Origin of the sequence: Streptomyces sp. NPDC093089, assembly GCF_044754405.1 — a bacterium.
Taxonomy (GTDB): Bacteria; Actinomycetota; Actinomycetes; order Streptomycetales; family Streptomycetaceae; genus Streptomyces.
Map to the genome: position 1 here is coordinate 313,915 of NZ_JBIVPA010000003.1, position 12,569 is coordinate 326,483.

Genomic DNA, 12,569 nt, shown 5'->3' on the forward strand with positions numbered 1-12,569 from the left:
ATCCCCGCGGGGTGCGGCCCTCGCCCTGCTCCGGTGCCTAGGAAGGCGCGGACGCCATCAGATCCCCCGTCAGATGGTCGTAGGCCACGTGCGCATGGAGCCGGACGCCGGTGACGAGGGTGTCGTCGTCCGCGTAGAAGTGCGGGTTGTGGTTGGTGACGAGACCGCGCCCGCCCGGCAGCGGCACCGGCAGCCCCGAAGCGTCCAGGGCCGCGTCCTGGACGCCGAGCGTCACGTACAGGCCGCCGAACCGGCTCACGAACTCGGAGACGTCGTCGTACCCGAGGGTGCCGCCGGTCTCCACCACGCGCTCCTCGCCCACCACCCGGCGGAAGGTGGGCAGGGCCGCGGCGACCCACGGACCGCTGTTGTGCACCGGGGGAACGGGCTGGAGGTACTCGACGGCGGCCGTCGCCCCGTAGGCGGCCGCCGAGTGCTCGGCCAGGGTCGTGAGGCGGCGGCGGACCTCCGCCATGTCCGACTCCACGGCGCAGCGGACCGTGCCCCACAGGGTCACCGTCTGGCCGACGATGTTGAAGCGGCCGACGTCCTCCACGTGCCCGATGGACACGGTGACCGCGTCGAAAGCCGAGACCTGCCGGTACACCTGGCCGATGCCCGTCAGGATCGCCCCCACCGCCGGCATCGGGTCGATCCCCTGCCAGGGCGTCGAACCGTGCGTCTGCTTGCCGGTGACGACGATCCTGACCAGCGCGGAAGCGCCGTACTGGTTGCCGATCCGGTACCCCACGTACCCCCTCGGGTGGGGTGTGACGTGCAGGCCGAAGGCCATCGTCGGCACCGGGTCGGCGAAGGCGCCCGCCTCGACCATCGCCCGCGCACCGCCCTCCTCGGTCACCGGAGGACCCTCCTCGGCGGGCTGGAAGACGAACAGGACGGTGCCCGGCAGCCGGTCGCGCGCACCCGCCAGAACCGTCGCCGCCCCCAGCAGCATCGCGGTGTGGCAGTCGTGCCCGCAGGCGTGCGACACCGGGAACGGGCCGCCCGGGTAGTCGGCGTCCACCACCTCGGACGCGAAGTCCGTGCCGCACAGGTCCCTCACGGGCAGCGCGTCCATGTCCGCCCGGAGCGCCACGACCCGCTCGCCCGCCGCCGCACCGCGCAGCACCCCCACGACCCCGTGGCCCGCGATGCCGGTCCTCACCTCGTCGAGACCCAGCGCCCGCAGGTGCTCCGCCACCAGCCGGGCCGTGTTCACCTCCCGGTTGGACAGCTCCGGATGCCGGTGCAGATGGCGCCGCCAGGCCACCACCCGCTCCGCCACCTCGGCCGCCCGCCGGTCCAGTTCGTCGTGGATCGCCTCGCCGCCCAACGGGGACTCCCTCTCGAAACGGCCGAAGCCGTGGCCATGGGACGCGTGCGCCACCAGCCTGCCACTCCGGAGCCGGGCCCGCCGCGAGAGTACGGACACGACACGCACGAGCGGTCCTGGGGAGGGGGGTTGAGGACCGGTCGTCATCACGGTCCGCGCCGGCGCGAGGAGACAACACATCCTCCGCCACTCTCAAGGTATAGCGCACAGGGGGGCTTGCGGCAAGGCCCCCGGAGTGCCGCACAATCTCCCCTCGAAGCCAGGACCTGCGGAAACGGGAGACATGCACCTTCAGACCACCAGCGCCTTCGACCTGCCCGACAGCCTCGCCGCGAAGGCGGACCCGGCGCTGATCGCCGGCGACGAGAAGCACTTCGCGGCCATCGCGGAGAGCCTGGAGCAGGCGATCGGCGAACTGTCCGACCGCCTCGACGCCGAGCGCCGGGCGCCCGGCGGCGCGGGCCAGGCGGCGATGGAGCGGGACCTGGAGATCCACCGGCTGACCGGGCGCCTGCGCGCCCTGCGCCGGTTCGGCCTCGATCTGTGCCTCGGGCGCATCGTCGGCGTCGACGGCGGCGAACCCCTGTACATCGGCCGCCTCGGCCTGACCGACAGCGAGGGGCGCCGACTCCTCGTCGACTGGCGTTCCCCCGCGGCCGAACCGTTCTTCGCCGCCACCCACGCCCGGCCGATGGGCCTGGAGAGCCGCCGCAGGTACCGCTGGACCCGCGGCCGGATCAGCGACTACTGGGACGAGGTGTTCACCGCCGACGGCCTCGAACGCCACGCCGCGCTCGACGACCAGTCCGCCTTCATCGCGAGCCTCGGCGGCAACCGGTCGGCCCGCATGCGCGACGTGCTCTCCACCATCCAGTCCGACCAGGACGCCATCGTCCGGGCCGGATCCCGCGGCGCGCTCGTCGTCGACGGCGGCCCGGGCACCGGCAAGACCGTCGTCGCCCTGCACCGCACCGCGTACCTCCTGTACTCCGACCCCCGCCTCGGCCACCGGCGCGGCGGCGTGCTGTTCGTCGGCCCCCACCAGCCCTACCTGGACTACGTCGCCGACGTCCTCCCCAGCCTCGGCGAAGAGGGGGTGCAGACCTGCACCGTGCGCGACCTCGTCGCCGAAGGAGCCCGAGCCGGGCTGGAGACCGACCCGGAGGCGGCCCGCCTGAAGTCCACCGCGGACATGGTCGGGGCGATCGAGACGGCCGTACGGTTCTACGAATCGCCGCCCACCGAGGGCATGACGATCACCACCTCCTGGTCCGACGTGTGGCTGAGCGCCGACGACTGGGCCGAGGCGTTCCGGTCCGTCGAGCCCGGCACCCCGCACAACGAGGCGCGTGACCAGATCCTGGAGGAGCTGCTCGCCATCCTCACGGACAAGAACGACGGGGACGTCCCGCCCGAGCTGTTCCGCAAGTCCCTGCTCCTCGACAGGGAGCTGATCGACACGCTCGACCGGGCCTGGCCGCTGCTCGAAGCGGCCGACCTGGTCGGCGACCTGTGGACCGTCCCCGCCTATCTGCGCCTGTGCGCACCCTGGCTCGGGCCCGACGAGGTGCGCAGGCTCCGACGCACCGACCCGCAGGCCTGGACGGTGTCCGACCTGCCGCTCCTCGACGCGGCCCGGCAGCGGCTCGGCGACCCGGAGGCATCGGCGCGCAGGCGCCGCCACCAGGCCTCCGTCGACGCCGAGCGGGCCCGCATGGCCGACGTCATCGACAACGTGCTTGCGGCCGACGACGACGGCGAGGGCGCGGTCACGATGCTGCGCGGCCAGGACCTGAAGGACAGCCTGGTCGACGATGCGGCGCTGCCCGCCGCCGACCCGGAACCCCTCGCAGGACCGTTCGCGCACATCGTCGTCGACGAGGCGCAGGAACTGACCGACGCCGAGTGGCAGATGCTGCTGCTCCGCTGCCCGTCCCGCAGCTTCACCGTCGTCGGCGACCGCGCCCAGACCCGGCGCGGGTTCACGGAGTCGTGGCGCGAGCGGCTGGAGCGCAACGGGTTCGACCGGATCGACGTGGCCGGCCTCGGCATCAACTACCGCACCCCGGAGGAGGTCATGGCCGAGGCCGAGCCGGTCATCCGGGCCGCGATTCCCGACGCCAACGTGCCGACGTCCGTACGCGCCAGCGGACTCCCCGTCGTCCACGGCTCCGTGTCGGAGCTGGACGCGGTCCTCGACACCTGGCTGGCGGAGCACACCGAGGGCGTCGCCTGCGTCATCGGCGCCCCGGCCTTCCGGGAGACCGACCGCGTCCGGTCCCTGACCCCGTCGTCGTCGAAGGGCCTCGAATTCGACCTGGTCGTCCTCGTCGACCCGGACGCCTTCGGCGACGGCGTCGAAGGCGCGGTCGACCGCTACGTCGCGATGACCCGCGCGACCCAGCGCCTCGTCGTCCTCACCAGCCCCTGACGGGCGCGGCTCTCCGTCGCCCGCCGCACCTTCCGGCCGGCGACGGAGAGCCGCGCCCTCCTGCGGACGACGGAGCGGCTGCACCTTCCGGGGGACGACGGAGCAGCGGCACCTTCCGCCGGGCGACGGAGTAGCGACGCGGGCCGGCGGCGTCCGCGCTCCGCGGGTCGTCAGCCCGCGGTCACGGCGTCCGGGCGGCTCCGGGCGATGATCGCCGCCGTGTCCACGCCCGCCGGCAGGGTGCCGAAGGCCAGGCCGCGGTCGCCGTCGAGACGGGAGGCGCAGAAGGCGTCGGCGACGGCCGGGTCGCCGTGCCGGACCAGCAGGGAGCCCTGGAGGACGAGAGCGAGGCGCTCGACGAGCCGGCGCGCCCCGTACGCCACCGAGGCCTCGTCGCCCAGGCCCGCGAGGTCCTTGCGCAGGCCGGCGACCGCCGTGTCCAGGCGCCGGTCGGCGCCCGCGCCGCGGTCGACCTCGGCGAAGTACGCCTCGACGGCCTGCGGCTGACGGGCCATCGCCCGGAGCACGTCCAGGGCGGCCACGTTCCCCGAGCCCTCCCAGATAGACGGCAGCGGCGACTCTCGGTAGAGCCTCGGCAGCCCGGAGTCCTCGACGTAGCCGTTGCCGCCCAGGCATTCGAGGGCCTCGGCCGCGTGCGCGGGCGCCCGCTTGCACACCCAGTACTTGGTGACGGCGAGGCCGAGCCGCCGCAGCTGCTCCTCCTCCGCGTCGCCGCGCGCCGCCCGGTCGACGGCCCCGGCGAGCCGCAGGGCCGCGACGGTCGCCGCCTCGGCCTCGACCGCGAGGTCGGCCAGGACGTTCCGCATCAGCGGCTGGTCGACGAGCCGCGCCCCGAACGCCTCGCGGTGCGTGGCGTGGTGCACCGCCTGGACGAGGCCGAGGCGCATCCCCGACGCGGAGCTGATCGCGCAGTCGAGCCGCGTCATGTTGACCATCCGGATGATGGTGGCCACCCCGCGCCCCTCCTCGCCGACCAGTCGGCCGAGGGCGCCCTCGTACTCGATCTCGGAGGAGGCGTTCGACCGGTTGCCGAGCTTGTCCTTGAGGCGCTGGAGGCGGATCGCGTTGCGGCTGCCGTCGGGCAGCACGCGCGGCACCAGGAAGCAGGACAGGCCGCCGGGCGCCTGCGCGAGGGTGAGGAAGACGTCCGACATCGGCGCCGAGGTGAACCACTTGTGCCCGGTCAGCGCGTACAGGCCGGGCTCGCCCGTCGGCACCGCGCGGGTGGTGTTCGCCCGGACGTCCGAGCCGCCCTGCTTCTCGGTCATCGACATCCCGGCGATGATCCCGCGCTTCTCCGTCGGCACCCGGAGCCCGAAGTCGTACGTGGAGGAGGTGAGCAGCGGCTCGTACACCTCGGCGAGCTCCGGCTGGGCGCGCAGGGCGGGCACGGCGGCGTACGTCATGGAGACCGGGCACAGGTGGCCCGCGTCGGCCTGCCCCCACACGAACACCTTGGCCGCGCGCGCCACGTGCGCGCCCGGCCGTTCGTCGCGCCAGGGCGCGCCGTGCAGCCCGTGCCGGACGGCCGTGTCCATCAGGTCGTGCCAGTGCGGATGGAACTCGACCTCGTCGACGCGGTGCCCGTACCGGTCGTGGGTGTGCAGGACGGGGGAGTGGCGCTCGGCGAGCCGCCCCCATTCCTGGGCCTCCTCGCCGCCGGCCCGCCGCCCGAGGTCGCGGACCTCGGCCTCGGCCCAGCCGGCGCCCTCGCGGCGCAGCGCCTCCAGGAGCGCGGGGTCGGCGGAGACGTCGTAACCGGTCAGCGGTGGTACCTGGTTGGTGACCTCATGCGTGGTCGGCATCGGGAACTCCCAGAGCTCGCAGGGTGAAGGTGACGAGTGCGGGTACGGTGTCGGGCCCGACGGCCCCCTCCGCCAGCGGTCCGACGAGCGCCTCGGCGCCCGCCCCCACCAGTGCGGAGGCCGTCAGGGCGGGGTCCTGTGGCGGCAGCTCGCCGGTGCGCACGCCGTCGGCGACGCGGGCGGCGAACACGTCGCGGAAGGCGCGCCGGAAGACGAGCCGCTCGGCGTCGACGGCCTGGTCGACCGGTTCGGCGAGCAGCGCGTACGCGAGGCGCGGCGACTTCAGGGCGCGCTGGGCGAAGGTCTCGATGACGGCGACCACCCGCTCGGCCGCCGACCGGTGCGCGGGGTGCGCGGCGGCCTCGGAGACGGCCGCGACCTCCCGGCGCACCACGGTGCGGAAGAGCTCGACGGCGAGCTCGGCCTTGCTCGGGAAGTGGCGGTACACGCTGCCCGTGGCGATTCCGGCCCGGGCTGCGACGGCCGCCATCGTGCAGCCCGCGTAGCCCTGCTCGGCGAGCAGCCCGAGCGCCGCGTCGACGACCGTGGCGCGCTGGGCGTCGAGCCGGGCTTGGACGGCGGGGGTGCGTCGGTAGGGCATGGAAGGAGTGAAGCAGTGATTCACTGCTTCATCAAGGGCTCGCGCGACGGCGCTCCTTCCGTGGGGGAGGGGTGTCGGTGAGCGGTCAGCGTCCCGTCGGGCACGGTCGCACCCGGACGCGGAACGCCGCACACCCCCGCCGGGAGCGGGGGTGTGCGGCGCGGGCGTACGGCGGACGGGGCGTCAGCCGGTGAAGACCTCCGTCAGGGACCAGACGGCGAGGCCGGCCATGATGACGCCGCCGACGCGCTGCACGGTCTTGAGCGGTACGCGCTTGGCGATGAACCGGCCCGCCACGAGGGCCAGGGCGGAGACGCTCATCAGGGCGGCGAGCGAGCCGATCGCCGTCGACCAGGTGCCGTTCGTGGCGGCGAGGTTGGCGGTGGTGATCTGCGTCAGGTCGCCCCACTCGCTGATGAAGACGGCCGTGAAGGCGGTCGAGAAGACGGGCCAGAAGCCGGTCACCGTCCGGCCGCCCTCGTCCGCCTGCTCTTCGTCGCCGCCGCGCAGCAGCACGAAGGCCCCGAAGCCGAACAGCAGGGCCGAGACGAGTTTGACCGACCAGCCGGGGAGCAGCCCGAGCAGGCTGCCGGCTCCCACGGCGATGGCGACGTGCGCCAGGAAGGCGGTGGAGGTGCCGATCCACACGTACAGCGGACGCATGCGCGTGCCCATGGCGAGCGACGCGAACATCGTCTTGTCGGGAAGCTCGGCGAGGAAGATCAGCCCGAAGGCGGTGAGGATCGCCAAGGGGTCGAGGTGCATACCGGGGCTCTCTGCTCGGTCCGGGCCCATGGACTTCGTACGGCGCCTCGGTGGGCGACGGGAGGACCACTCGGCCCGGCATGACGAACCGCGCCCACGGGAATGCGGACGCAGCTGTTGCCTGGCCGAAGGTCTCGCCCGTCCGCGTCGTGCGCGGACCCGGTCACCGGGAACCCGGGGGTTCCAGTGTGTCGACGACCGGTTCGCAGGGCTACTCCCCTTCGCTGCGCCCAGTGTAACGGACGGGAGCGCACAATCGAGTAGACAGTGTCTACTCGATCTTGGTAGACAGTGCCCATGGATGACGAAGCAGGGACACACGGCGACCCGGGGACGGCCGACGCCGAAGCCGGGCTGCGCGGGCGGCTCGTCCGGGTGGGCGTCGAGCTGGTGAACGGCGAAGGCGCCCAGGCCCTCTCGCTGCGCGAGATCGCCCGTCGGGCCGGCGTCTCCCACGGGGCACCCCGCCGGCACTTCCCGACCCACCTCGACCTCCTGTCGGCCATCGCCCGCCAGGGCTTCGCCGAACTCGCCGACCGCGTCACCGCCGCGGACCGGGAGGAGGCCGGGCCGCGCGAACGGATCGAACTGCTCGCCCGCGTGTACCTGGACTACGCCGCGATCCGGCGCGGCATGTACGAACTGATGTTCCGGCACGACCTCCTGGAGAGCGGCCGACTGGGACTGCGGGAGACGAGCCTGCCGCTCTTCGCCCACCTCGCCGGTCTCGTCGCCCGCGTCCGGCCCGACGCCGACGCCGCCGTCGTCGCGGGCGCGCTCTGGGCCAACCTGCACGGCATCGCCCAGCTCTGGCACTGGGGCAGCCTCCCGCTCGCCACCGGCGGCGACGATCCGGCGCCCTTCCTCGCGGCAGCCCTCGACGCCCACCTCGGCCCGGCGGGCCCGACGCCGTGACCCGGCCCCGCACCCCCGTCCTTGCGTGCAGCGTCGTCGGCGCGGCCGTCGTCGCCCTCGACGGGACCGTCCTCACGGTCGCCCAGCCCGCGCTCCAACGCGACCTGCACGCCGACGTCGGCCAGGTCCAGTGGACCAGCACCGGCTACCTCGTGGCCGTCGCGAGCCTGCTCGTCTTCGCGGGCCGACTCGGCGACCGGTACGGCCACCGCCGGGTCTTCGCCCTCGGCGCCCTCGGCTTCGCCGCCGCGTCCACCGGCATCGCCCTCGCACCCGGAATCGGCGCGGTGATCCTGCTGCGCGTCCTCCAGGGCGTGTGCGGCGCGTTCCTCCAGCCCGCCACCCTCGGCATGCTGCGCACCGCCTACCCGCCGGAGCGGCTCGCGACCCCGATCGCCGTGCGCACCGCCGTCATCGGCCTCGCCGCAGCGGCCGGCCCCCTCGTCGGCGGCGCCCTGGTCTCCGCGTACGGCTGGCGCTCCGTCTTCCTCCTCGGCGTGCCCCCGACCCTCGCGATCGGCCTCATCGCCCTCACGACCGGGGAGCCGCGCCCGGGCCCGGACCGGCCGGAACGCCCGGACGCGCCCGCACCCGGCGGCCTCGCCGCGCTCGACCCGCTGGGCGCCCTTCTCCTCGCCGCGTCCCTCGGCCTGCTCGTCCACGGGCTCGTCGAGGCGGCACGTCCCGGCGGGATGGGAACCGCCGTGCTCGCGTGCCTGGCGAGCACGGCCGCCGCGCTCGCCTTCGCGCGCCACGAACGGCGGACCGCACGGCCCCTGCTCGCTCCCGAACTCCTCGGGAGCGCGCCCGTCGTCGCCGGTCTCGCCGCGCTCCTCGCCGCCTCGGCGGCCCTTTTCGGCGCGCTGTTCGTCGCGACGTACTTCCTCCAGGACGTCCAGCGGCTCGACCCCCTCGACTGCGCGCTGCGGGTCCTGCCCCTGGCCGTCCTCATGGCGCTCGGCGCCCCGCTCTGCCCACCGCTCCAGCGCCGCTTCGGCCCCCGCCGCACCGCCACCGCCGGCGCGGCGCTGCTCACGCTCGGGGTCCTGCTGCTCGCCCGGCTCGATTCGACGGCCGGCGCCGTCCCCGTCGGGACCGCCTCCGCCCTCCTCGGCGCCGGGTTCGTCACGCTGATGGTCACCGCGACCTCCGTCGTCGTGCACCGGGCGCCCGAGGCCCACGCCGGAGTCGCCGGTGGCCTCCAGCAGACCGCGATGAACATCGGCCCGGCGTTCGGCGTGGCCCTCGCGACCCTCCTCCTCACGCTCGTCCCCCAGGGCGGATTCGTGCCGGACCGGGGGATCGCCCTGCCCGCCCTGGCCGGCGTCGCCGCCCTCGCGCTCCCCGCCGCCCTCGCCCTGCCCGGGGCTCGGGACCGCGGTCCTCGGCGGCGTCCGGGAGGGCGACCGGCGGCGGACCGGGGGACACGCCGGGGGCCGACGCCACCCGGGGCGGAACGGCAGACCTGCGTACGATCATGAAATGCCCGCTGCCGGCCACCGGCGTCCCCCCGGCGCGGCGCGCACCCAGTTCAACCTCGGTCGCGCCCTGCCGTTCCTGATCCTGGCCATGACGGCCCTCGCCGACGTCCTCACCCCCGACAAGGAGCGCTTCGAACGGCTCCTCGTCGCCGCGCCCGCGCTCGCCGCCGTGACCTGGAGCGTGCGCGGGACGGTCGGCATCGGGCTGCTCGCCATGGCGGTGCGCGTGCTCCTCACCGTCGGCCGGGACGAGACCGCGCCCGAACTGCTCGCCAGCGAGTTCGTCCTCGCCGCGGTCACCGCCGCCGCTGCCTGGGTCAGCCGCGTCCGCACGCGCTACGAACGCGACCTGCGCGAGGTCACCGCCGTGGCGGAGGTCGTGCAGCGGGTCGTCCTGCGCCCGCTCCCGGACCGCCTCGGCCGCTTCGACCTGCGCCTGCTGTACCTCGCGGCCGCCGCCAAGGCCAGGATCGGCGGCGACTTCTACGAGGCCGTACGGGTCCCGGGCGCGGTGCGGCTCATGCTCGGGGACGTCCAGGGCAAGGGCCTCGGCGCCGTCGAGACCGCCTCCGTCCTGCTCGGCGCCTTCCGCGCCGCCGTCAACGAGGCCCCGGACCTGGCCGCCCTCGCCGACCGGCTCGACGAGGGCCTCACCCGCTACGGCGGCTGGGACCCCGACTCCGACGCCGCCGAACGCTTCGCCACCGTCGTCCTGGTGGAACTCCCCGACGACCACGACGTCGCCCGGCTCCTCAGCTGCGGCCACCCCGCCCCGCTGCTCCAGCACGGGAACCAGGTCGCGCCGGTCGCCTTCGCCGACCCCTCGCTGCCCGTCAACCTCGCGGGACTCGCCGAGGACCACCACCGGATCGAGGAGGTCCCCTTCGGCCCCGGGGACCGCCTCCTGCTCTACACCGACGGCGTCAGCGAGACCCGCGACCGGGCCGGCACCTTCTACCCGCTGGAGACGCGCATGCGCGGCTGGGTGCGGGAACCGGTCGGTGACGTGCCCGGACTCCTGCACCGGGACCTCGTGGCCTACGGCGCCGACGGCCTCGACGACGACGTGGCCGCCCTGCTCGTCTCCCGCGCGCCGCAGCCCGGCTGAACCCGCGGCCCGTCCCCGGAGTCCCAAACATCGAGTTCGGGCGGCTTGTGTCGTTCGCGTACGTTTCCGTGTTCCGTGCGCCGTTCATGCGCTCTGTTCGCTCTGCTCCCCATGCGTGAGGCTTGCGACCGTCCGCCCGGCGGACAGCCAGCAGTCCACTCGAGAGGAACGGGTGCACGTGCCCCAGGACACTCCCTTCACCGCCGACCCGTCCGAGGACTTCCCCGGCTTCCCCGGCGTCTCGGCCGGGCTCACCGCCGCCGAGACCGCCCGGATCGCCGCGAGCGGCCTCTGGGCCGCCGACGGAACGGTGAACGCCGGCGCCGCCCGGCTCGGCCAGACCCTCGCCACCGCACTGCTCGACCCGGCCGCCGAGAACCTCCTGCCCGCCGAACTCGCCGCGCACGTCGAGGAGGTACGCGGCGTGGCCCGGCCCGCGTACCACCGCATCGAGGCCGCGGACGGCGTCCGGCTCTCCGCCTTCAGCCTCCGGCAGCCGGCGCCGGGACCGCACCCGCTCGTCGTCTTCCCGGCGGGCTGGACGCCGTTCGGCTGGGCGCTCTTCCTCTGGGCGTACACGGTCCTGGCCCGCAAGGGGTACCACGTCCTCGCCTACACGCCCCGCGGCCTCGGCCACGCCGGACTCCCGTCCACCTCCGAGGGCCTCGTCGACGTGGCGGGACCGCACGACGTCTCCGACGGCTCGGACGTCGTCGACTTCGCGATCGACCACTTCGCGCCGGGTGTCATCGGCTTCATGGGCGAGTCCTACGGCTCCGGCATCAGCCAGCTCGTCGCCGCCCACGACGAACGGGTCTCCGCCGTCGTCGCCCTCAGCACCTGGGGCAACCTCGCCACCAGCCTGTACGACCACGGCACCCGCCACGTGAAGGCCGTGGAGACCCTCGTGCACTTGACCGGCGGTCCGTTGGAGGAGCGGTTCGGCGAGGCCGACCGGGCGATCCTCGACGACTTCGCGAACCACCGGAACCTCGACGCCGTCGTCGCCTGGGGCCGGCGACGCTCCCCGGAGTCGTACCTCTCCCAGACCAACGAACAGGGCACGCCCACCTTCCTCTCCCACACCTGGCACGAGAGCCTGTTCCCGGTGAACCAGGTCCTGACGACCTTCCAGGGCCTGCGAGTGCCCAAGCGGCTGAACCTCTGGATCGGCGACCACGCCGCCCCGGAGGGCGCCGGCCTCATCGGCACCCGGCCCGGCCGGGCCGACCTCCCCCTGGCGGAGGCGTACGCCTGGCTCGACCACTACCTCAAGGGTGAGCGGAACGGGGTGGAGGACTGGGACGAGGTCTGCAACCAGGTGATGTTCACCTACGTCACGGAACCGGTCCTCGACCCGGAGACCGGTCGGCCGACCGGGGAGAACCGCGTCGTCGAACCCGCCGTCCGCGAGAGCCGCGCCCACTGGGGCCGGGTCACCACAGGGGTCGAGACGTTCGCCCTCACCGGCGACGGGGCGGGCGGCGCCGACGGCGCACTCGTCACCGGCGGCGACACGGCACCGCCCGAGGGCGTCGACTGGCGGCGGACGTTCGTCGCCGGCGTGGACACCGAGGCCACCGCCACGGACCTGCCCCTCATGACCACCGGGCAGGCGGAGTGGGCCGGGAACCCCAAGGTCTACGACACCCGCAAGATCGACCGCCGGCACGCCGTGGCATGGACCACCGGGCCGCTCGTCGCCCCGGACGGGGAGGGGGCGGCGGGCCGCAGGATCCGGGGCGTCCCGCGCCTGCGCCTCACGGTCCGCTCCACCGCCGCCTCGGTGGGCCTCGTCGCCCGCCTCCTGGACGTCGCCGAGGACGACACGGCGCGGATCATCACCCACGAGCCCCTCAACGTCCACGACCTGACGCCCGAGCAGGACACCACCGTGACCTGGCGGCTCCAGGCCGCCGCGTACGACATCCCCGCCGGCCACCGGCTGATGCTCGTCGTCGACAGCGAGGACCCGCTGTACGCGGACGCCTCCGTCACCTGGACGCAGACCACCGTCGGCTCACCGGCGGACGAGCCGTCGTTCCTGGAACTGCCCCTCGGCTGAGCCGGGAAGGCCGTACGGAAGGTGGGGCGCGGACCCGGTCGGGT

9 protein-coding genes are annotated in these 12,569 nt (G+C 74.4%); 5 read left to right on the top strand and 4 right to left on the bottom strand.

Features of this window, described 5'->3' with window-relative positions; translation table 11 throughout:
- Positions 1–37: 37 nt before the first annotated feature.
- Positions 38–1,333, bottom strand: a complete 1,296-nt coding sequence (locus ACIQFX_RS08345; RefSeq protein WP_402460063.1) for a M20 family metallopeptidase — start codon at positions 1,331–1,333, stop codon at positions 38–40.
- 283 nt (positions 1,334–1,616) lie between these two features.
- Here ACIQFX_RS08345 and helR point away from each other — a divergent pair, with 283 nt between their 5' ends.
- Positions 1,617–3,764, top strand: a complete 2,148-nt coding sequence (gene helR / locus ACIQFX_RS08350) for an RNA polymerase recycling motor ATPase HelR (protein ID WP_402460065.1) — start codon at positions 1,617–1,619, stop codon at positions 3,762–3,764.
- A 170-nt stretch (positions 3,765–3,934) separates the two neighbouring features.
- On the opposite strand, the gene ACIQFX_RS08355 is transcribed toward helR, so the two are convergent.
- From ACIQFX_RS08355 to ACIQFX_RS08365, 3 genes are all read right to left on the bottom strand, one after another.
- Positions 3,935–5,590, bottom strand: a complete 1,656-nt coding sequence (locus ACIQFX_RS08355; protein WP_402460068.1) for an acyl-CoA dehydrogenase family protein — start codon at positions 5,588–5,590, stop codon at positions 3,935–3,937.
- A complete protein-coding gene (locus ACIQFX_RS08360) occupies positions 5,574–6,191 on the bottom strand; it encodes a TetR family transcriptional regulator (protein WP_402460070.1) in 618 nt (205 codons plus the stop codon). The genes ACIQFX_RS08355 and ACIQFX_RS08360 overlap by 17 nt, the downstream gene beginning before the upstream one ends.
- A 183-nt stretch (positions 6,192–6,374) precedes the next feature.
- Positions 6,375–6,956 (bottom strand): TMEM165/GDT1 family protein, encoded by a 582-nt coding sequence (locus ACIQFX_RS08365; protein ID WP_402460072.1) that lies wholly within the window; start codon positions 6,954–6,956, stop codon positions 6,375–6,377.
- A 297-nt stretch (positions 6,957–7,253) separates the two neighbouring features.
- On the opposite strand from ACIQFX_RS08365, the gene ACIQFX_RS08370 reads away from it, so the two are divergent.
- The 4 genes from ACIQFX_RS08370 to ACIQFX_RS08385 all read left to right on the top strand — a co-directional run bounded on the left by ACIQFX_RS08370 (position 7,254) and on the right by ACIQFX_RS08385 (position 12,525).
- Positions 7,254–7,871 carry a TetR/AcrR family transcriptional regulator gene (locus tag ACIQFX_RS08370; protein ID WP_402460074.1) on the top strand — a complete coding sequence of 206 codons (618 nt, stop codon included), beginning with the start codon at positions 7,254–7,256 and terminating at the stop codon, positions 7,869–7,871.
- Positions 7,868–9,352: an MFS transporter gene (locus ACIQFX_RS08375; protein WP_402460075.1), complete on the top strand. Its 1,485-nt coding sequence runs from the start codon at positions 7,868–7,870 to the stop codon at positions 9,350–9,352. The genes ACIQFX_RS08370 and ACIQFX_RS08375 overlap by 4 nt, the downstream gene beginning before the upstream one ends.
- Before the next feature lies 1 nt (position 9,353).
- Positions 9,354–10,460 (top strand): PP2C family protein-serine/threonine phosphatase, encoded by a 1,107-nt coding sequence (locus ACIQFX_RS08380; protein ID WP_402460077.1) that lies wholly within the window; start codon positions 9,354–9,356, stop codon positions 10,458–10,460.
- Between the two features lie 178 nt (positions 10,461–10,638).
- Complete coding sequence (locus tag ACIQFX_RS08385; RefSeq protein ID WP_402460080.1) at positions 10,639–12,525, top strand: alpha/beta fold hydrolase; 1,887 nt, start codon at positions 10,639–10,641, stop codon at positions 12,523–12,525.
- Positions 12,526–12,569: the final 44 nt, after the last annotated feature.